Annotated in this window: 20 protein-coding genes; 15 read left to right on the top strand and 5 right to left on the bottom strand. The window is 69.9% G+C overall.

Annotated elements, in window-relative coordinates:
- The first annotated feature begins 24 nt into the window (after window positions 1-24).
- The 4 genes from ACZ6ZD_RS24470 to ACZ6ZD_RS24455 all read left to right on the top strand — a co-directional run bounded on the left by ACZ6ZD_RS24470 (window position 25) and on the right by ACZ6ZD_RS24455 (window position 6769).
- Window positions 25-1809, top strand: a complete 1785-nt coding sequence (locus tag ACZ6ZD_RS24470) for a DEAD/DEAH box helicase (protein ID WP_465676097.1) — start codon at window positions 25-27, stop codon at window positions 1807-1809.
- A gap of 186 nt (window positions 1810-1995) precedes the next feature.
- The gene (locus ACZ6ZD_RS24465) at window positions 1996-5346 is read left to right on the top strand and encodes a CARDB domain-containing protein (RefSeq protein ID WP_465675825.1); all 3351 of its coding nucleotides are present in this window, start codon (window positions 1996-1998) and stop codon (window positions 5344-5346) included.
- 80 nt (window positions 5347-5426) lie between these two features.
- Window positions 5427-6389: an alpha/beta fold hydrolase gene (locus ACZ6ZD_RS24460; protein WP_465675823.1), complete on the top strand. Its 963-nt coding sequence runs from the start codon at window positions 5427-5429 to the stop codon at window positions 6387-6389.
- 29 nt (window positions 6390-6418) lie between these two features.
- Window positions 6419-6769 carry a hypothetical protein gene (locus ACZ6ZD_RS24455; protein ID WP_465675821.1) on the top strand — a complete coding sequence of 117 codons (351 nt, stop codon included), beginning with the start codon at window positions 6419-6421 and terminating at the stop codon, window positions 6767-6769.
- Here the strand turns inward: ACZ6ZD_RS24455 and ACZ6ZD_RS24450 are convergent, their stop codons facing one another.
- On the bottom strand, window positions 6770-7603 hold the full coding sequence (locus ACZ6ZD_RS24450) for a helix-turn-helix transcriptional regulator (RefSeq protein ID WP_465675819.1): 834 nt from the start codon (window positions 7601-7603) through the stop codon (window positions 6770-6772).
- Between the two features lie 101 nt (window positions 7604-7704).
- Here ACZ6ZD_RS24450 and ACZ6ZD_RS24445 point away from each other — a divergent pair, with 101 nt between their 5' ends.
- Entirely contained in the window at window positions 7705-8412 is a 708-nt protein-coding gene (locus ACZ6ZD_RS24445) for an SDR family NAD(P)-dependent oxidoreductase (protein ID WP_465675817.1), read from the top strand.
- 5 nt (window positions 8413-8417) lie between these two features.
- Here the strand turns inward: ACZ6ZD_RS24445 and ACZ6ZD_RS24440 are convergent, their stop codons facing one another.
- Both ACZ6ZD_RS24440 and ACZ6ZD_RS24435 read right to left on the bottom strand, forming a co-directional pair.
- On the bottom strand, window positions 8418-8963 hold the full coding sequence (locus tag ACZ6ZD_RS24440) for an NUDIX hydrolase family protein (protein ID WP_465675815.1): 546 nt from the start codon (window positions 8961-8963) through the stop codon (window positions 8418-8420).
- 15 nt (window positions 8964-8978) lie between these two features.
- Window positions 8979-9608, bottom strand: coding sequence for a helix-turn-helix domain-containing protein (locus tag ACZ6ZD_RS24435; protein WP_465675813.1), 630 nt, complete (start codon window positions 9606-9608; stop codon window positions 8979-8981).
- Window positions 9609-9705: 97 nt separating this feature from the next.
- On the opposite strand from ACZ6ZD_RS24435, the gene ACZ6ZD_RS24430 reads away from it, so the two are divergent.
- The gene (locus ACZ6ZD_RS24430; RefSeq protein WP_465675811.1) at window positions 9706-10470 is read left to right on the top strand and encodes a phytanoyl-CoA dioxygenase family protein; all 765 of its coding nucleotides are present in this window, start codon (window positions 9706-9708) and stop codon (window positions 10468-10470) included.
- A gap of 16 nt (window positions 10471-10486) precedes the next feature.
- Window positions 10487-11719 carry an MFS transporter gene (locus tag ACZ6ZD_RS24425; protein ID WP_465675809.1) on the top strand — a complete coding sequence of 411 codons (1233 nt, stop codon included), beginning with the start codon at window positions 10487-10489 and terminating at the stop codon, window positions 11717-11719.
- Here the strand turns inward: ACZ6ZD_RS24425 and ACZ6ZD_RS24420 are convergent.
- Window positions 11716-12438 (bottom strand): hypothetical protein, encoded by a 723-nt coding sequence (locus tag ACZ6ZD_RS24420; protein WP_465675807.1) that lies wholly within the window; start codon window positions 12436-12438, stop codon window positions 11716-11718. The genes ACZ6ZD_RS24425 and ACZ6ZD_RS24420 overlap by 4 nt on opposite strands.
- Window positions 12439-12523: 85 nt before the next feature.
- Here ACZ6ZD_RS24420 and ACZ6ZD_RS24415 point away from each other — a divergent pair, with 85 nt between their 5' ends.
- Window positions 12524-13168 (top strand): helix-turn-helix domain-containing protein, encoded by a 645-nt coding sequence (locus ACZ6ZD_RS24415; protein ID WP_171671991.1) that lies wholly within the window; start codon window positions 12524-12526, stop codon window positions 13166-13168.
- On the opposite strand, the gene ACZ6ZD_RS24410 is transcribed toward ACZ6ZD_RS24415, so the two are convergent.
- A complete protein-coding gene (locus tag ACZ6ZD_RS24410) occupies window positions 13165-13635 on the bottom strand; it encodes an Lrp/AsnC family transcriptional regulator (protein ID WP_465675805.1) in 471 nt (156 codons plus the stop codon). The two genes, ACZ6ZD_RS24415 and ACZ6ZD_RS24410, sit on opposite strands and share 4 nt — an antisense overlap.
- Window positions 13636-13785: 150 nt before the next feature.
- Here ACZ6ZD_RS24410 and hppD point away from each other — a divergent pair, with 150 nt between their 5' ends.
- The 7 genes from hppD to ACZ6ZD_RS24375 all read left to right on the top strand — a co-directional run bounded on the left by hppD (window position 13786) and on the right by ACZ6ZD_RS24375 (window position 20216).
- Window positions 13786-14988 (top strand): 4-hydroxyphenylpyruvate dioxygenase, encoded by a 1203-nt coding sequence (gene hppD, locus ACZ6ZD_RS24405; RefSeq protein WP_465676095.1) that lies wholly within the window; start codon window positions 13786-13788, stop codon window positions 14986-14988.
- 129 nt (window positions 14989-15117) lie between these two features.
- Complete coding sequence (locus tag ACZ6ZD_RS24400) at window positions 15118-15591, top strand: hypothetical protein (RefSeq protein WP_465675802.1); 474 nt, start codon at window positions 15118-15120, stop codon at window positions 15589-15591.
- A gap of 54 nt (window positions 15592-15645) precedes the next feature.
- Window positions 15646-17031 carry an FAD-binding oxidoreductase gene (locus ACZ6ZD_RS24395; protein ID WP_465675800.1) on the top strand — a complete coding sequence of 462 codons (1386 nt, stop codon included), beginning with the start codon at window positions 15646-15648 and terminating at the stop codon, window positions 17029-17031.
- Between the two features lie 130 nt (window positions 17032-17161).
- Window positions 17162-17767 (top strand): hypothetical protein, encoded by a 606-nt coding sequence (locus tag ACZ6ZD_RS24390; RefSeq protein ID WP_465675798.1) that lies wholly within the window; start codon window positions 17162-17164, stop codon window positions 17765-17767.
- A 39-nt stretch (window positions 17768-17806) separates the two neighbouring features.
- Complete coding sequence (gene cseB, locus ACZ6ZD_RS24385) at window positions 17807-18472, top strand: two-component system response regulator CseB (RefSeq protein WP_171671981.1); 666 nt, start codon at window positions 17807-17809, stop codon at window positions 18470-18472.
- A gap of 1 nt (window position 18473) precedes the next feature.
- On the top strand, window positions 18474-19715 hold the full coding sequence (locus ACZ6ZD_RS24380; protein ID WP_465675796.1) for a sensor histidine kinase: 1242 nt from the start codon (window positions 18474-18476) through the stop codon (window positions 19713-19715).
- A gap of 84 nt (window positions 19716-19799) precedes the next feature.
- The gene (locus ACZ6ZD_RS24375; protein ID WP_465675794.1) at window positions 19800-20216 is read left to right on the top strand and encodes a hypothetical protein; all 417 of its coding nucleotides are present in this window, start codon (window positions 19800-19802) and stop codon (window positions 20214-20216) included.
- The last annotated feature ends 105 nt before the right edge of the window (window positions 20217-20321 follow it).

Genomic DNA, 20321 nt, shown 5'->3' with positions numbered 1-20321 from the left:
ATCGGGGGAGTGCCGCCTGTGGAAATGCACGTGCCTGGCGCGTCGGGCGTGCTTCCTCCGGCCTATCCGGACCGGGCTGCGTGGGGTACCGCGAGCAAGCTGCGGGCCTGGCAGGCGGAGGCGCTCACGCTGTACATGGAGAGCAACCCGCGGGACTTCCTCGCGGTCGCGACCCCCGGCGCCGGGAAGACGACCTTCGCGCTGACGGTCGCCGCGGAGCTGCTGCAGCGGCGGCAGATCGAGCGGATCACGGTGGTCACCCCGACCGAGCACCTCAAGGTGCAGTGGGCCGAGGCGGCGGACCGGGCCGGGATCGCGATCGACCCGGCGTTCGCCGGGCGCCGCGGTAAGACGAACAAGGACTTCACCGGCGTCGCGGTGACGTACGCCGGGGTCGCGGTGAATCCGCTCGCGTTCCGGGTGCGGACGGAGCGGTTCAAGACGCTGGTGATCCTCGACGAGGTGCACCACGGCGGTGACGCGCTGAGCTGGGGCGACGGGGTGCGGGAGGCGTTCGAGCCGGCCGCGCGCCGGCTGTGCCTGACCGGTACGCCGTTCCGCAGCGACGACAACCCGATCCCGTTCGTGACGTACGAGCACGGCGCGGACGGGCACGCCCGGAGCAAGGCCGACTACACCTACGGCTACGGGCACGCGTTGCGCGACCACGTCGTCCGTCCGGTCATCTTCATGTCCTACTCCGGCGAGATGCGCTGGCGGACGAAGGCCGGTGACGAGGTGGCCGCGCGGCTCGGCGAGCCGCTGACGAAGGACCTGACCGCCCAGGCGCTGCGGACGGCGCTCGACCCGACCGGCGAGTGGATGGGCGCCGTGCTGAACGCCGCCGACAAGCGGCTGACCGAGGTCCGGCGGCACATGCCGGACGCCGGTGGGCTGGTCATCTCCGGCGACCAGAACACGGCGCGCGCGTACGCGAAGACACTGCGGGAGATCACCGGCGAGGCGCCGACCGTCGTCCTGTCGGACGAGAAGGCGGCGAGCAAGAAGATCGCCAAGTTCTCCGCGGACGAATCGCGCTGGATGGTCGCCGTCCGGATGGTCTCCGAAGGCGTCGACGTCCCGCGGCTGGCTGTCGGGGTGTACGCGACGCCGACGTCCACGCCGCTGTTCTTCGCGCAGGCGGTCGGGCGGTTCGTGCGAGCGCGCAAGCGCGGGGAGACGGCGTCGGTGTTCGTGCCGTCGGTGACGCGGCTGCTCGGGTTCGCGGCCGAGATGGAGGTCGAGCGCGACCACGTCCTCGGCCGGAAGAACAACAACGAGGACGGCGATATCTTCGCCCTCGAGGACGACCTGCTGAAGAAGGCGAACGAGGCCGAGGGCGCGAGCGACGAGCTGGACGCGAAGTTCGAGGCCCTCGGATCGGATGCCAGCTTCGACCGGGTCGTGTTCGACGGCGGCGACTACGGCACCGGCGGTGACAACGCCTCCGAGGAGGAGCTCGACTTCCTCGGCCTGCCCGGTCTGCTCGAGCCCGACCAGGTTCGCGAGCTGCTCCGCGAGCGTCAGGCGAAGTCGATCGCCGCCCAGAAGCGCAACTCCAAACGCGCCGAAGGCCGCGAGGACCCGACCCCCACCGAGCTCGCCACCCACGAGCAGATCGCCCTGCTCCGCCGCGAGCTGAACGGCCTGGTCGCCGCCTGGCACCACCGCACCGGCCAGCCGCACGGCGTCATCCACACCGACCTCCGCCGCAAGCTGGGCGGCCCGCCGGCCGCTCAGGCGTCCTCCGTCCAGCTCAAGGAACGGATCGACCTCATCCGGGACTGGGCCACCCAACGCAAGGCCTGATCCGCACTCTCTGAAACACCCCATCCAGTTTCTGGATGGGGTGTTTTCGCGTGCGGCGAGCTGTTGACGTGTGCCGACGGGTGTTGCAACATGCGAGGACCGTGTTGCAAGAAATTGGCAAGGTGTTGAAAAAAGTAGAGTGCACGGTGCTGTCCGTCTATCCGCCCTCTGACGGAGGAGCCCTTTATGCAAGGGAAAGCAAGGCCTGTCCGCCGGGTGCTGGTGGGGTTGCTGGTGGCGGCGGTGGTTGCGGTGGGGCTGGTGCCCGCGGCGACTGCGGCTGTTACGGCGAACCTCGCGAAGACCCTGTCCGCGAGTAGCTCGGTCGGCGGGTATCCCGCCAACAACGCCGGTGACGGCAACCAGAACACGTACTGGGAGAGCAACAACAACGCGTTCCCGCAGTGGATCCAGGCCGACCTGGGCGCCACCGTGGATGTCAATCAGGTGACGCTCAAACTGCCCGGCTCGTGGGGTGCGCGTTCGCAGACGCTGACCGTCCAGGGCAGCGCGAACGGCACCTCGTTCAACACTCTGGTGAGCAGTACGGCGTACTCGTTCAGCGGGAGCAACGTCGTCACGATCGACTTCAGCGCCGCCTCGGCGCGCTATGTGCGCCTCACCTTCACGGCCAACACGGGGTGGCCGGCCGCGCAACTGTCCGAGTTCGAACTGGCCGGGCCTGGTGGCGGGCCGGTCGAGCCGCCGACCGGCACCGATCTCGCCGCCGGCAAGGCGATCGAGGCGTCGTCCTCGGTCCACTCCTTCGTCGCGACGAACGCGAACGACGGGAACACCGGCACCTACTGGGAGTCGAACGGCTTCCCGTCCACGCTGACCGTCAAGCTCGGCTCGAACGCCGACCTGGGCTCGGTCGTGGTCAAGCTGAACCCCGACCCGATCTGGGGCCCGCGGACGCAGAGTATCGAGGTGCTCGCCCGGGAGCAGGCGTCGAACATCTTCACCTCGATCAAGGCACGCGCCGACTACCAGTTCAACGCCAACAGCGGCCAGAACACCGTCACGATCCCGGTCTCCGGCCGGTACGCCGACGTCCGGCTGCAGGTCTTCTCGAACACCGGCGCCCCCGGCGGTCAGGTCGCGGAGCTGCAGGTCTTCGGGACGGCGGCGCCGAACCCCGATCTCGTCGTGACCGCGGTCGACTGGTCACCGGCGAACCCGTCCGAGACCACGCCGATCACGCTCTCGGCCACGGTCAAGAACAACGGCACGGCGAACGCCCCGGCCAGCAGCCTCAACTTCGTCGTCGGCGGCACAGTTGCCGGTACGACGTCCGTCGGCGCGCTCGCCGCCGGAGCCTCGGCCACGGTCACCGCGAACGTCGGGACCCGAGCGCAAGGCAGCTACACGGTCGCGGCCGTCGCCGACTCGGGCAACATCGTCACCGAGCAGAACGAGAACAACAACACTCTTCAGGCGTCGACGCAGCTCCAGGTCGCCCAGGCTCCCGGCCCGGACCTCCAGGTCACCGGCATCACGTCGAACCCGGCCAACCCGGCGCCCGGCCAGGCCGTCTCGTTCACGGTCACCGTCAACAACCGCGGTACGTCGTCCGCCGCGGCCAGCACCACGCGGCTGACCGTCGGCAGCACCACCCTCAACGGCGCCACCGGCACGATCGCCGCCGGATCCAGCGCCACCGTCGCGATCTCCGGCACCTGGACCGCCACGAACGGCGGCGCCAACCTGGTCGCGACCGCGGACGCCGCGAACGCGGTGGCCGAGACCAACGAGAACAACAACACCTTCACCCGGGCGATCGTGGTCGGCCGCGGCGCCGCCGTCCCGTACACCTCGTACGAGGCGGAGGCCGCCGCGCACACCGGCACCGTGCTGACCACCGACGCGCTGCGCACCTTCGGTCACACGAACTTCGCCACCGAGTCCTCCGGCCGCTCGTCGGTCCGGCTGAACTCGACCGGCCAGTACGTCGAGTTCACCTCGACCGTGCCGACCAACTCGATCGTCGTCCGCAACTCGATCCCGGACTCCGCGAACGGACAGGGGCTCGAGGCAACGATCAGCCTGTACGTCAACGGAGCCTTCAAGCAGAAGCTCACGCTGAGCTCCCGGTACAGCTGGCTCTACGGCAACAGCGACGGCCCCGAGTCATTGACCAACACGCCCGGTGGGGACGCGCGCCGGCTCTTCGACGAGTCGAACGCGCTGCTCAACCAGTCCTACCCGGCCGGTACCAAGTTCAAGTTGCAGCGCGACGCGGGGGACAGCGCGTCGTTCTACATCATCGACTCGATCGATCTCGAGCAGGTCGCGCCGGCCCTCACCCAACCGGCCGGCTGTACGTCGATCACGCAGTACGGCGCGATCGCGGGTGACGGGATCGACGACGCCGACGCCATCCAGCGCGCGGTCACCGACGACCAGAACGGCGTCATCAGCTGTGTCTGGATCCCGGCCGGGCAGTGGCGGCAGGAGAAGAAGATCCTGACCGACGACCCGCTGAACCGGGGTCAGTTCAACCAGGTCGGGATCAGCAACACCACGATCCGCGGCGCGGGGATGTGGTACTCGCAGCTGTACTCGACGATCGAGCCGCAGAACGCGGGCGGCATCAACCATCCGCACGAGGGCAACTTCGGCTTCGACATCGACAAGAACGTGCAGCTGTCGGATATCGCGATCTTCGGTTCCGGCCGGATCCGCGGCGGTGACGGTAACGCCGAAGGCGGCGTCGCGCTGAACGGGCGCTTCGGCACCGGCACCAAGATCAGCAACGTCTGGATCGAGCACGCGAACGTCGGGGCCTGGGTCGGCCGCGACTACGACAACATCCCCGACCTCTGGGGCCCGGCCGACGGGCTGGAGTTCTCCGGGATGCGGATCCGCAACACCTATGCCGACGGCATCAACTTCGCCAACGGCAGCCGCAACTCCAAGGTGTTCAACTCGTCGTTCCGGACCACCGGCGACGACGCGCTGGCGGTGTGGGCGAGTAAGTACGTCAAGGACCAGTCGGTCGACATCGGGCACGACAACTCGTTCACCAACAACACCGTGCAACTGCCCTGGCGCGCCAACGGCATCGCGATCTACGGCGGCTACGGCAACAAGATCGAGAACAACCTGATCTACGACACGATGAACTACCCCGGCATCATGCTGGCCACCGATCACGATCCGCTGCCGTTCTCCGGGACGACGCTGATCGCGAACAACGGCCTCTACCGTTGCGGCGGGGCGTTCTGGAACGAGGACCAGGAGTTCGGCGCGATCACGCTGTTCCCGTCGAACCTGCCGATCCCCGGCGTCACGATCCGCGACACCGAGATCCACGACTCGACGTACGACGGTATCCAGTTCAAGACCGGCGGCGGTGAGATGCCGAACGTCCAGCTCACCAACCTCCGGATCGACAAGTCGAACAACGGCTCCGGCATCCTCGCGATGGGCGGCGCGCGCGGTAACGCCGTGCTGACCAACGTGGTCGTCACGAACTCCCGCGACGGCGACATCGCCAAGGAACCGGGATCGTCGTTCACCTTCACCGGGCAGTAGCCCCGCCCCGGTGATCCGGGCCCCCGCACCCAGCCACCTGGGTGCGGGGGCTCTTGGACGCATCCGCCAAACTTGAGCTCGTGAAGCGGCTCGTGCGGGTGCTGCGGCGAATCTTCGTCGTCCTGGTGGTGGTCTGGCTCGTGGTCACCGGAGCCTCGCTGACGTACAACTTCGCGACCCGTGAGCGGGTGCAACCGCCGGCCGGGCTCAAGTTCGTCCGGACGGCGGATCTGCAGACCAGGTACGACTCCTGGGGGACGACGGGGACGCCGATCGTGCTCGTGCACGGCTCCGCCGAGTCGGTCGAGACCTGGTCGAAGCTGGTCCCGCTGCTGGCGCCGAAGTACCGCGTGTACGCCTACGACATGACCGGCTACGGCTACAGCGAGCGCAAGGCGCCGTACACGATCGAGCATCTCGCCGCGCAACTGCTCGGTTTCCTGGCGGCGATGGAACTCGGTGGCCCTGGGCAACCGAAACCGATCCTGGTCGGTCACTCGCTCGGCGCCGGTGTGATCGCCGAGGCCGCGCTCGAGCAGCCCGCGAAGGTCGGCGGGCTGATGTTCCTGGACGGCGACGCCCTCCCGCTCCCCGGCGGCGGCCCGCCCGAACAACTCGTCCGGACGCTGATCGTCGAGCCCTACCGGACGACGGCGCTGCGCCTCGCCATCGGCTCCGACAGCCTGATCCGCCGCATCTACGACGACGCCTGCGCCCGCCAATGCGCCCAGCTCACTCACGACGAAGTCCAGCAATGGACCCGCCCCTACCGCGTCCCCGACGCCGAACAGGCCCTCTGGCAAATGTTCAACGGCAGCGGCATCCCCTCCGTCACCCCAGAGCGCCTCGCGACGCTGAAAGGCCTGCCCCTCAAGACCTCCGTCGTCTTCGGCGCCCTCGACAACCAAGGCGGCTCGGCCGACCAGACCGCGACCCGCATCGGCGCGCCCCCACCCACGATCATCCCCGAAGCCGGCCACCTCACCCTGATCTCCCACCCCACCCAGGTAGCCGCCGCGATCGACGCCCTCGCCACCCGCTGACGACCCCGGCGGCTGCGACCATCGCCCGTATGAGCTATGACTTCGTGGTGTGGGTGGGCGAGCGTCCGGCCGATGAGGACGCCCTGGAGGAGCTGTACGCCGAGCTGATGGAACAGCTCGAGGTCGAGCCCTCAGACGGTGAGGACGAGGAGCCGGCGCCGCCGAACCCGCGGCTGGTCGAGTACGCGAACGCGCTGCTCGCCCGCTGGCCGGAGCTGTCTGCCGGTGGGCCGTGGGTCGTCGAGCCGCTGATCGCGGATGCGGTCGGCGATCTGTTCCCGTTCGGCGTCCAGTTCGACTACGCCGACGAGGTCGCGGAGTACGCCGCGCAGCTCGCGGAGCAGCACGGTCTGGTCCTGTTCGACCCGCAGGAGATGTGATCAGGCCAGCGTCTGGGTGCCGATGACGTCGAGGAGGCGGAGGGCCTGGTCGGACTCCGAGCCCGGCTCGGCCGTGTAGAGGATGACGCGCTGGTCGCGGTCGGGGACGACGAGGACCTCGCAGATGACGTCGATGCGGCCGACAGCCGGGTGCAGGATGGTTTGGCAGAGGGTTTGCTGGCGGGCCACTTCGTGGCGGGACCAGATGTCGGCGAACTCGGGGCTGCCGGCTTGTAGGTCGGCGATGAGTTGGGTGAGGGCGGGGTCGTCGGGGTAGGTGCCGGCGGCGGCGCGGAGGTCCGCGGCGGCCTCGCGGGCGAACTCGCGGGTCGCGTCGCGGCCGAAGCGGTCGGCTTGGTCGCCGTGCAGGAAGCGCTGGCGGAGCAGGTTGCGGTCGCGCGGCGGCAGGGCGGAGAAGTCGGTGAGGAGGGCGGCGGCCTGGCGGTTCCAGGCCAGGACGTCGTACTTCGCGTCCAGGACGATCGCGGGCACGTCGAGGCGGGCGATCATCCGGAGGACGCCGTCCCGGACGGTCGCGGGCGGGCCGGGCGGCGGGCCGGGTTGTTCGCCGGCCAGGCGGAAGAGGTGGGCGCGCTCGTCGTCGCTCAGGCGGAGGGCGCGGGCGAGGCCGGTCAGGACCGGGCGGGACGGCCGCGGGCCGCGGCCCTGCTCGAGGCGGGTGTAGTAGTCGGTCGACATGGTCGCGAGGCTCGCGACCTCCTCGCGGCGCAGACCCGGCGTCCGGCGCCGGAGCCCAGCGGGCAGGCCGACGTCGGCTGGGGTCAGCCGCTCCCGGCGGACGCGGAGGAAGTCGGCCAGTTGTGCGCGGTCCACTGCTCCATGGTTGCAGGGCGCGGGAGCGGCAACCAGGGACTGCCGGTCCCAGGGTCGGCTCGCTCTGCCACGGCCGTTCGCAGATCGACAACCTGGACGGCATGACGAAGATTGCGCTCGTGACGGGCGCCAACAAGGGCATTGGCAAGGAGATCGCTCGGCAGTTGGCGGACGCCGGGTACGAGGTGCTGCTCGGGTCGCGCGACCTCGCGCGGGGTACGGCGGCCGCGGAGGAGGTCGGTGCGACGGCGATCCAGCTGGCGGTGACCGATCCGGAGTCCGTCCAGCAGGCCGCGGCGGCGATCGCGGCGGCGTACGGGCGGCTGGACGTGCTGGTGAACAACGCGGCGATCATCCCGGACGGCGACGCCGGGGTCCTGGACGTCGCGCCCGGCGTACTGCGGGAGGGGTTCGAGACCAACGTGGTCGGGCTGGTCGGGGTGACCCAGGCGATGCTGCCGCTGCTGCGGAAGGCGCCGCAGGCCCGGGTGGTGAACATGTCGACCGAGCTGGCGTCGTTCACCCGGGTCGGCGACCCGGCGTCCCGGATGTCGACGGTCAGGACACTCGGCTACAACTCGACCAAAGCCGCCGTCAACATGGTCACCGTGATGCTCGCCAACGAGCTCCGCGGCACCGGCATCCTCGTCAACGCCGCCGACCCCGGCAACTGCGCCACCGACATGGGCGGCTGGGACGCCGGCCGCACCGCGGCCCAAGGCGCGGCCGTAGCCGTCCGGTTGGCCACGCTCGGTGCGGACGGCCCAACCGGTGAGGTGTACGCCGAAGCCGGCCGACTCCCCTGGTAGGAGACCTAGAAGAGGACGCCGGACCAGGCGAGGGCTTGTTTGAGGAGCTGGCCGCGGCCGCCTTCGAGGTCGCCCAGGAGGGAGGGGGAGAGGGCCTCCTCGGGGGTGAGCCAGGTGAGCTCGAGGGCGTCCTGGCGGGGGTTGCACTCGCCGGTGACGGGGACGATGTAGACCAGCGCCACGGCGTGCTGGCGCGGGTCGTGCATCGGCGTCAGGCCGGGCAGCGGGAAGTACTCCGCGACCGTGAAGGGCACCGGGCTGACCGGGAGCCGCGGGAAGGCGGCCGGGCCGAGGTCCTTCTCGATGTTGCGGCGGAGCGCGTCGCGGATCGACTCGCCGTGGAAGACGCGGCCGGAGACCAGCGTCCGGACGATCTGGTTGGTCTGGGCCGAGCCGCGGAGCAGGACACCCACGTGCTCGATGTGCCCGCGCTCGTCGACGCGGGCCGGTACGGCCTCGACGTACAGGATCGGGACCCGGGATCGGGTCTCCTGCAGAGCCAGGTCGGACAGCCAGCCAGGGTTCGGGTCAGGCGTGCGCACAGAAGTCACAGGGGACATCTTCACCTACGGCCGAAATGCCTCTCGGTAGCGGGTTGGACTCAGACCGAAATGGGCGCGGAAACGACGGGTGGCGTGGCTCGGGTCGGGCCAGCCGACGAGCGTGCCGATGGACGCGATCGGGAGTTCGGTCTCGATCAGCAGGCCGGCCGCGCGCTCGGCGCGGAGGCGGTTCAGGTAGGCCATCGGCGGGGTGCCCGCCGTCCGCCCGAAGAGCCGGACGAGCGAGCCGGGGGCGAGATTCACGGCGGTCGCGAGCTGGTCGAGGGTCCAGCTCGCGGTGAGGTCCGCTTCCAGCAACCGCATCGCATGCTGGACGGCGGGATGTTGCGCCGTCCGCGAGGTGGCGCCGGAGAGCAGGCCGAACACGTCGGCCCCGAGGTAGGCGTTCCGGACGACGAGCCCGGAGCACTCCGAGTACCCGTGCCACTGCCCGGGCCGGAGGACGACGACCTCCCCGGCCGCCAGCGGGCGGGAACCGTCCGCCGAGACATGGACGCCGGTGCCCGCGACCACGACCGCGATCTCGAAGAACGCGTGGCTGTGCGGTGCGACGTCCGCGGACAGCTCGATCAGCTCTTCGGCGACCGGCAGCCGCGGGTCGGCGAAGACCTCGCTGCTCAGGATCTTGTGCATTTCAGTCAACCACCGGTCAAGGATCGTCTGGCCGCCGCCCAGCCCCGGCGACCAAGGTGGAACTGCCTGCTGACAACGGATTTCGAGGAGTGGCCCGATGACCACCACCGACCCTACGCCCACCGCGGCCGTCGACGAAGCGACCATTTCGGCCTACCGCCGCGACGGCGTCGTCCGCGTCCGCAACGTCATCACCGCCGCCGAGGCCGCCCGGTTCCGGGACGCCGCGATCGAGGTGAGCGGGATCGCGAGCGACTACGCCGGCGGCTCGGCGATCTTCAACCAGTACGTCAACGTCTGGCGCGACCACGACGTCCTCCGCGAGCTCACCCTGCACCCGAACCTCGCCCGGGCCGCGACCGCGCTGGCCGGCGTCCCGCTGCGGATCTGGCACGACCACCTGCTGATCAAACCGCCGCACAACGGCGCGGCAACCGAGTTCCACCAGGACGCGCCGTACTGGCCGCACGGCGGCTCCCGGCAGGCGCTGTCGGCCTGGATCGCGCTGGTCGACGTCCCGGTCGAGAGGGGCTGTATGACGTTCATTCCGGGCTCGCACCGGCATCAGGGCCTGCGCGCCCAGGACCTGGCCGACCGCGACGACCTCTTCCGCGTCGCGCCCGACCTCCGCTGGGAGGAGCGGCTCACGATCCCGCTCCGGGCCGGCGACTGCACCTTCCACAATGCCTACCTCGCGCACTCCGCGACCCCGAATTTCACCGGCGATCCGCGGATCGCGCACGTCACGATCTACATCGACGCGGACACGACTTACACCGGCGGCGGTCATGTGGTCAGCGACGGCCTCGGGCTGACCGTCGGTGCAACGTTGGACCACGACCGGTTCCCGCCCGTGTCATGACATAAGGTGAGCGTTCGTGCCGCTTCTCACCGACATCCGCCCGTTGCGTGAGTCGCCCGACTTCCGCCGGTTGTGGATCGGGTCGACGGTGTCGCAGCTCGGGCAGCAGATGACCGCGGTGACGGTCTCGATCCAGGTGTACGCGCTGACGCACTCGACGTTCGCGGTGGGGCTGGTCGGGCTCTGCTCGCTGGTGCCGCTGGTCGTCTTCGGTCTGTACGGCGGCGCGATGGCCGATGCGATCGACCGGCGGCTGCTCGCGCTGTACTCGTCGGCCGGGTTGTGGCTGCTCTCGATGGTGCTCGTCCTGCAGTCCCAGCTCGGCTGGAACCAGACCTGGGTGCTGTACGCCGTCGTCGCGTGCCAGTCGGCCTGCTTCGCGGTGAACAACCCGGCCCGGTCGGCGATCATCCCGCGGCTGGTCCGGCCCGAGCTGCTGCCGGCCGCGAACACGTTGAGCACGGCGGCGTTCAACCTCGGCTTCACCGCGGGCCCGTTGATCGGGGCGGCGCTGATCGCCTGGCACGGGTTCGCGGCCGCGTACCTGGTCGACGTCCTGACCTTCACGGCAGCGCTCTACGCGCTGTTCCGGCTGCCGCCGGTGCCGCCGACCGGGACGGTCCGCCGGGCCGGGATCCGGTCGGTGCTGGAGGGGTTCACGTTCCTGCGGGCCGCGCCGGCGCTGCTGGCGACGTTCGTGGCCGACATCCTGGCGATGGTGTTCGCGCAGCCACGGGCACTGTTCCCGGCGGTGGCGGGCGCCTTCTTCGCCGGAGGGGTGAAGACGGTCGGCTTGCTGCAGGCGGCGCCGGCGATCGGGGCGCTGCTCGGCGTCCTGTTCTCCGGCTGGGTAACGCGCGTCCGCCGCCAGGGGATCGCGATCTTTGTCGCGATCACCGTGTACGCCGCCGCGGTCGGCGTGTTCGGCCTGGCGCGGACGATCTGGCTCGGTGTGGCCCTGCTCGCGCTGGCAGGCGCGGCCGACATGGTCAGCTCGGCGTACCGGAACACCGTGCTCCAGTCGGCGGCCCCGGACGCGATGCGCGGGCGGTTGCAGGGCGTGTTCATCGTGGTCGTCGCGGGTGGTCCGCGCCTGGGTGACTTCGTCGCCGGTACGTCGGCCTCGCTCACGACCCCGACGTTCGCGCTGCTGGCCGGCGCGGGGATCTGCATCATCGGCCTGCTGATCCTGCTGGCGCGCAACCGCCCGTTCCGGGTCTACGACTCCGAAGTCCGGGCGTTGAGCTAGCCCCCGGTCACCAGCTTGCCGAGGACCTTCGGCCAGGAGGCGGCGTCTGGATCGATCCGCTCCATCTCCTTGTCGCCGACGGTGACGAGCTTGCGGTCGCCCACCGGCTGCTCCAGCTCGACCGCTGTGAGCGAGACGTTGTCGGACGGCGGGCACGGCGTGTCGGCGTCGATCACGACGGTGATCTTGTCGTCGGCCTCGGTGACGCGCAGGTCCGTCGCGCACTCCAGCGACGTCCCGATCAGCAGGTTCTTGTCGCTGTACTTCGGGCCGTTCTGCATCCAGCGCAGGTACGACGGATGCTTCTTCCGCACCAGCTGGTACGCCGGGACCGGCTGCGGGTTCTTCTCGAACGCCGGACCGGTGCCGTCGCCGATGAACGTGCCGTAGAGCATCGTGATGCACGGGTCCTTCGCGGCCTTGCCGTCGATCGCGCCGAACGCGCGGGCCGCGGTGTAGCAGCCGTTCGCCTCCCGGTTGAGCGCGACGTTGAAGCCGACCAGCGCGAGCGCGCCGACCACCAGCAGCCCCGCGAGCATCCGCCGCGAGCGCAGCTGCTGCGCCCCGAGCTCCCGCGACTCGTCGTCCTCCGGGAACTGCCGGAACAGGTTCAGCACCGTCTTCGTCCACTGCGGGTTGATCAGCGTCGGGACGGCGTAGAGCAGCAACAGCCCCACGATGACGGCGATGGCGGGGAGGAGCGCCCAGTAATTTCGCACGGCAGCAAGATACGGGGCCGACGGCTCGCACGGTGAAAGCGCGTAACCCCTCCGGTCCTCACCGATTACCGGATACGCTTCGGAGGTGCCCGCTGAGACCTCACAGACGCTCGACCGGGGGCTGACAGTCCTCGAGCTGCTCGCGGACGCGCCGGACGGGCTCTCGATCACCGAGCTGGCCGCCGCCCTGAACGTCAGCCGGACGGTCGTCTACCGGCTCGTCAACACCCTGGAGCTGCACCGGCTGGTCCGCCGCGACAGCGAGGGCCGGGCCCGTCTCGGGCTCGCGGTCCTGCACTACAGCCGCCGGGTCCAGCCCACGCTGCGTGACGCTGCGTTACCGGTACTGCGGTCACTCGCCGAAGACACCGGCGCCACGGCTCATCTCACCGTCGCCGACGGTGACGAGGCGCTGGCGATCGCGGTCATCGAGCCGAGCTGGACGGACTTCCACGTCTCCTACCGGATGGGCTCGCGACACGCCCTCGACCAGGGCGCCGCGGGGAAGGCGATCCTGGCCGGCCGCCGCAAACCCGACCCCGCCGGCCGCCCGTTCGTCGTCACCTCCGGCGAGCTGCAGGCCGGCGCCCAGGGCGTGTCCTCCCCGGTGCTCGGCGTCCCCGGGGTCGAGGCGTCGATCGGCGTCGTCGTCCTGGGCAAACTCGACCGCGACTTCGTCGGCCCGCGGGTGGCCCGCGCCGCGGTCGAGGTCGCCAAACGCCTCGCCTAACTCTTGGTGGCCGCCTCGACCAGCGGCAGCACGCGGTGCGGGATCTGCTCGGCCAGCGCGATGACGGTCGACGCGCGCTGGATGCCGCGGACGATCACCACCTGGTCGATCACCCGCTGGAGGTCGGCGTTCGAGCGGGCGACGATGCGGCACCAGAGGTCCTCGGCGCCGGTGATGGTGTGCACTTCGAGTACCTCGGGGATCCGGGCCAGCGCGGCGGCGACCGTCGTGTGACCCGAACCCTGCTCGATCTGCAGGGTGGCGAACGCGGTGACCGGGTAGCCGATCGCGGTGGTGTCGATGTCCGGGCCCCAGCCGCGGACGACGCCGTCCCGCTGCAGCCGGTCGAGCCGGGCCTGGACGGTTCCGCGGGCGACCCCCAGCCGCCGGGAGGCCTCGAGGACGCCGACCCGCGGCTCGGCCGCGAACAGCTCCAGGATCCGGGCGTCCAGGGCATCGACGGACATCTCGCCTCCGGTGATGGTCAGACTGACCAAATAGTCCAGCAGGGTGCCGCCAATACTAGACAGGTTGAGCAGTAAAAGAGAGAACTGTTGCGCAACCTGCATGCCGCCTACCAGGCTCGGCGTACCGATCCGAACCTGGAGGAGCCACCGATGACCAGCACCGACCTCACCCCCGCAGAGCTCGACGCCGATCTCGACCTCGACCAGCTCAAGCAGCTCGTCGGCCTGGTGCCGTACGACGAGAGCACCGACCCGTTCCCGGTCACCGCGATGGACGCCGTGGTGTTCGTCGTCGGCAACGCGACGCAGACCGCGAAGTACTACCAGCTCGCCTTCGGGATGGACCTGGTCGCCTACTCCGGTCCCGAGCACGGCAACAAGGACCACAAGGCGTTCGTGCTGAAGGCCGGATCGGGCCGCTTCGTGATCACCGGCGGCGTCACGCCGGACAGCCCGCTGAACGACCACCACCGCAAGCACGGGGACGGCGTCGCCGACATCGCGCTCGAGGTGCCGGACGTCGACAAGTGCATCGCGCACGCCCGCGCCCAGGGCGCCACCGTGCTCGAGGAGCCGAACGACGTCACCGACGAGCACGGCACCGTCCGCCGGGCCGCGATCGCGGCGTACGGCGACACCCGGCACACGCTCATCGACCGCAGCAAGTACAACGGCCCGTACCTGCCGGGCTTCGTCGCGGCGCAGACCCAGGTGACCCGCCCGGAGGGGCACCCGAAGCGGCTGTTCCAGGCGATCGACCACGTGGTCGGCAACGTGGAGCTCGGTCTGATGGACGAGTGGGTCGCCTTCTACAACAAGGTGATGGGTTTCGTGAACATGGCCGAGTTCGTCGGCGACGACATCGCCACCGACTACTCGGCGCTGATGAGCAAGGTGGTGGCCAACGGCAACCACCGGGTCAAGTTCCCGCTCAACGAGCCGGCGATCGCGAAGAAGAAGTCGCAGATCGACGAGTTCCTGGAGTTCTACGACGGCGCCGGCGCCCAGCACATCGCGCTGGCCACCAACGACATCCTGCGCACCGTCGACATCATGCGGGCCAACGGCGTCGAGTTCCTGAACACGCCGGACTCCTACTACGAGGACCCGGAGCTGCGGGAGCGGATCGGGCACGTCCGGGTGCCGATCGAGGAGCTGCAGTCGCGCAAGATCCTGGTCGACCGCGACGAGGACGGTTACCTGCTGCAGATCTTCATGAAGCCGCTCGGCGACCGGCCGACGGTCTTCTACGAGCTGATCGAGCGGCACGGCTCACTCGGTTTCGGCAAGGGCAACTTCAAGGCGCTGTTCGAGGCGATCGAGCGCGAGCAGGAGCGCCGGGGCAACCTGTGAGCGTTGCTCCCGGCAACCGGACACGGCGTGTCGCCGTCCGATTACCGGAATGACTGTTAAGGCAGGGGTTGTTGGCGTAGTGTCCCCCCTGAGCGCGCGTCGGGGCGCGTGCTCAGGAAGGGTTTCGTCATGAAGACTCTGAGCATTCTGCTCAGCACCGCAGGCTTGGCCGGGGCGGGCGCGATCGCCTTCGCCGCGGCACCGGCCCAGGCAGCCGAAACGGCTGCTTGTTCAGGTGCGAGACCGGTCGCCTCCGCGGCCATGTTGCGCGACAACCGACCACCCAGCTGGGGCACTGTCCGCGTGATGCGCGACAACTGCTCCAACTACTGGGCCGAGATCAAGATGAGTAACAAGCTGCCGGCCAACGCGAAGGCCAACGCCTTCCTGGTTCAGCACGGCGGGTCGAACGACGGCCGCGTGCTGAGCTGCGACAGCAGCGGCGGCAACGGCGCGGTCGTCAAGGGGCAGAGCACCTGCCGGACGCCGAAGATCCGCGCCACCAGCAACGGGATCACCTTCCATGCCATCGGCCGGGAGTACCACAACTACGGCGGCGGCTACGAGGAGATCTCGGAGAACGCGACCTCCCGCGGCCGCTGAGCCCGGACACTCGTCACCCATCCGCCGCAGCGCATCGATATTAGGCTCACGAGTATGAGTGCGGTCGTCGAAGAGCTGCGGCGGGTGTTGCCGGCGGAGGCGCTGGTGACGGACCCGGACCGGATGGAGAGTTACCGCTACGACCGGGCGATGTTCTGCCCGGCCGGAGTGCCTGCTGCCGTCGTCCTGGCGCGGGAGACCGCGCATGTCCAGGCGGCCGTGCGGGTCGCGGCCGCGGCGGGTGTGCCCGTCGTCCCGCAGGGCGCGCGGTCCGGCCTGTCCGGCGCGGCCAACGCGCTCGAGGGCTGCATCGTGATCTCGCTGGAGAAAATGGACCGGGTGCTGGCCATCGAGCCCGTCGACCGGTACGTCGTCACCCAGCCCGGCGTCTACAACGCCGTCCTGTCCCGGGCCGTCGCCGAACACGGCCTGTTCTACCCGCCGGATCCGTCGAGCTGGGAGTTCTGCTCGATCGGAGGCAACCTCTCCACCAACTCGGGCGGTTTGTGTTGTGTGAAGTACGGCGTCACGACGGACTACGTGCTCGGCCTGGAGGTGGTCCTGGCCGACGGCCGGATCCTGCGCACCGGCCGGAAGACGGTCAAGGGCGTGGCCGGCTACGACCTGACCAAGCTGATCGTCGGCAGTGAGGGCACGCTCGGCATCATCACCGAGGCGACCCTGGCGCTGCGTCCGCAGGCGGCCCGCCCGCGGACGATGGCGGCCCTGTTCGGCTCCGGCGTCGCGGCCGGCGAGGCGATCGTCGAGATCATCCGCAGCGGCGTCTCGCTGAGCCTGCTGGAGATCATGGACCGGACGACGATCACCGCGGTCAACGCCTACAAGCGGATGGACCTGCCGACCGAGGCGGCCGCGATGCTGATCGCCCAGTCGGACGCCGGTGGCGAGGCCGGCGCGGCCGATGTCGCCGCCGTCGCGAAACTCTGCCGTGAGTACGGCGCGATCGAGTGCATCGAGGCCGACGACCCGGCCGAGGGCGAGCTGCTGCTGGAGGCCCGGCGCGCGGCGCTGACCGCGCTCGAGCAGCTCGGTACGACGATGATCGACGACGTCTGCGTCCCGCGGTCCCGGCTGGCCGACTTCATCGGCGCGATCGAGGTGCTGGCCCGCGAGCTGGACATCACGGTCGGCGTCCTCGGTCATGCCGGTGACGGCAACATGCACCCGACCGTGGTCTTCGACCCGGCCGATCCCGGGCAGGCCGAGCGGGCCCAGCTGGCCTTCGACCGGATCATGGAGATCGGGCTCGAGCTCGGCGGCACGATCACCGGCGAGCACGGCGTCGGCGTCCTGAAACGGAGCTGGCTGGAGGCGGAGATCGGGCCGGTGGCGGTCGACGTCCACCGCGCGATCAAGGCCGCGCTGGACCCGGGAAATCTGCTCAATCCCGGCAAAGTCGTGGCGGGTGGGGTGCTGTGACCCAACCGCAATGGAACTGTCGAGGCCAAACGACCTTCGCGGTCGTCGAATGTGACGTCCGGCCAGCACTATGGAAGGCAGTTGTCTGAATCTCCCGGGGGAATCGATGAGGCAGGGTAGGAGGCGCCCGATGGGACTGCGGCGTCTGCTCGCCCCTGTGATCGCGGCCGTGGCCGCGCTGGCGCTGGTGTCCGGCTGCGGGAACGGCGGCGGCCTGCGGGTCGAGGGCGCCGAGCCGGCCGTCGAGCCGAGTACCGTCCGGCCCGCCACACCGACGACGCCCAGCCCGAGTACCGGCGTCCGGAAGAGCCCGGCGCCGACGCTCCCGCTGGCTCAGGTCAGGACAAAGTTGCTGGCCGACAAGGCGCTCGACGCCTGGTCGCGGGACATTCTCCTGAATTGCACCGTGATTGTGCGTTGCCTCAGCCAGGGTCCGTCCGTTGATGTAATGCACAGTGGTGTTCCTCAGCAGGTCGTCTACATCCACACCCTGGACAAGTTCGTGTTCGGCGCCTTCCTGATCGCGCTGGACGCGCCGGGTCCGCGGCGGATCTGGAGCATGAAGGTCGATCAGCCGACGATCAGGGCCAGCCGGCAAGGCGACCTGGTGGTCGAGTGGAAGGTCTTCACGTTGGACGACCGGCCCTGCTGCCCCTCGGGGAGCAAGGCCGAGGTCTACCGTTGGAACGGCCGACAGATGGTCAGGCTGAGCTCGACGGACCAAAAGGGAGACTGAAGTTCGGTGGTACCGGAAGAACCGGCAGCGCGCATTCTCATGGTCGAGGACGACGCGGTGATCCGTGAGGCGACCCAATTGACCCTCGAGCGCCACGGCTACGACGTGACCACGGCCGATGACGGCCTGGAGGCGATCGAGCGTTTCGAGAAGGTCCAGCCCGATGTGGTGATGCTCGACATCATGCTCCCCGGGCTGGACGGGATCTCGGTCTGCCGCCGGATCCGGGAGACGAGCACGGTCCCGATCGTGATGGTCTCCGCGCGCGGTGACGCGCTGGACGTCGTCCTCGGGCTGGAGGCCGGCGCCGACGACTACGTGACCAAGCCGTTCGACACCCAGGTCCTGGTGGCCCGGCTGCGCGCGGTGCTGCGGCGCGCGGTCGCCGATCCGGAGCGGCCGGCCCCGGCCACCGGCTCCGGCGTCGAGTCGTTCGGCGACCTGGAGCTGGATCGCGAGGCCCTCGAGGTCCGCCGCGGCGGCCAGACCGTCCAGCTGACGCCGACCGAGCTCAAGCTGCTGATCGAGTTCGCGAACAACCCGGGGGTCGTGCTCAGCCGCTCCACGCTGCTGCAGCGCGTCTGGGACTACGAATGGGGTGGTGACGGCCGCCTGGTCGACGTCCACCTGCAGCGCCTGCGGACCAAGATCGGCGCGGACCGCATCGAGACCGTCCGCGGCTTCGGGTACAAACTGCGAGCTTGATGTGGGGCTGAGGGGGAAACTCGGCCTCATCTTCCTGCTGGTCTCGGCGCTCGCGATCCTGGTGCTCTGCGTGGCGGTCTACACGCAGGCCCAGTCGGCGCGGCTGGACCGGACGCGGAGTTTCGCGGACGAGCGGATCCGGGTCGCGGCGCAGAGCTACGACCGCAGCGGCGTCCCGGTCTTCGACGCGAAGCTGAACGACCCGGAGCTGCCGCCGCAGCTGCGGTCGGCCGTGCTGGAGGGTAAGCGGGCGACGTTCAAGACCGGTTCGCCGAACGCGAAGATGTGGGCCGCGGTCGGCGTCAAGGACGGCAACATCCTGTCGATCGTGCAGGACTACGAGAGCACCGACGACTCGATGCGGGCGTTGCAGCAGGCGCTGCTGGTCGGCGGGCTCGGCACGGTCGGTCTGGTCGCGCTGGTCAGCGTCATCCTGGCCGGTGGGCTGTCCAAACGGATCGTCGCCGTCGCGGGGACGGCGCGCCAGATCGCGGCCGGTGACCTGGACGCGTCGGCCACCGACGTCGTCGGCAAGGGGAAGGACGAGGTCTCCGCGCTGGCCGCCGCGCTGGACACGATGGCCAGCTCGCTGCGCGGTCAGTTGGAGGCCGAGCGCCGCTTCACCGCGGACGTCGCGCACGACCTGCGGACGCCGGTCACCGGGCTGACCACCGCGGCCGAGCTGCTGCCGCCCGGCCGCCCGAGTGAGCTGGTCCGGGACCGGGCGAAGGTGCTCCGCCGCCTCGTCGAGGACCTGCTGGAGATCGCCCGGTTCGACTCCGGCGTCGAGCAGGCCGATCTGGAGCTGGTCGGCCTGGGCGCATTCGTCGGCTCAGCGGTCGCCCGGCTCCGGATGCAGCAGGCCCTCGCGCCGGACGACGTCGTCGTCGAGCTGAATGGCAAGGACGAGACCGTCTCGACCGACTCGCGCCGGATCGAGCGGATCCTGGCCAACCTGATCGTGAACGGCCTGCGGCACGGCCGGCCGCCGATCGAGGTGACGGTGACCGGGCGGGTCGTCGAGGTCGTTGACCACGGCAACGGTTACCCCGAGGAGTTGATTGCCGAGGGCCCGCGCCGGTTCCGGTCCGGGATGGCCGAGCGTGGCGTCGGTCACGGTCTGGGGCTGACGATCGCCGCCGGGCACGCCAAGGTTCTCGGTGCGGAGCTCACCTTCGGCGCGGCGCCGGGCGGCGGCGCACTGGCCCGGCTGGTACTGCCGGCGCTTGAGACAGACCTGTAACACAACCTCTTGACGAGTCAGGGCGTCTCTTCTTGCGGAAGGCTCACCGAGGGCCTTTGAACGCAACGAGGGGAAACCATCATCATGTTGAACCGTGCGCAGTTCGTCCGCCGTACCGCCGCCACCGTCGCGGGTGTCGCACTCGCCGCCACCGGCTTCGGTGTCGCCGGCGCGCTGCAGGCGAACGCCGCCGACGGCAAGCCGGCCCCGGTCAAGGCCGCCGTCGCCAAGACCGTCACGATCAAGTCGGACAAGGCCACCGCGAAGGCGTGGGCCAAGGTCTCCTTCAGCGGTAAGACCACCGGGATCGCGAAGAACACCGTCGTCCAGGTGCAGCGGCTGGAGAACGGCAAGTGGGTCAACTTCCCCGCCACCACCAAGGTGACCGCGAAGTCCACCTACTCGGTCTGGGTGCAGAGCGGCCGCGTCGGCGTCAACAAGTTCCGCGTCGTCACCGCGAACACCGCCAGCGCCGCGGTGAACGTCACCATCACCAAGTGACTCCCGAAGCGGGGGGGGGGGGGGGGGGGGGGGGGGGGGGGGGGGGGGGGGGGGGGGGGTGGGGGGGGGGTGGGGGGGGGGGGGGGGGGGGGGGGCGAGGAGGGG

The organism is Kribbella sp. NPDC104218, from assembly GCF_055584105.1.
The sequence above is the reverse complement of the archived record's forward strand: the minus strand, read 5'-3'. Positions and strand labels throughout refer to the sequence as shown.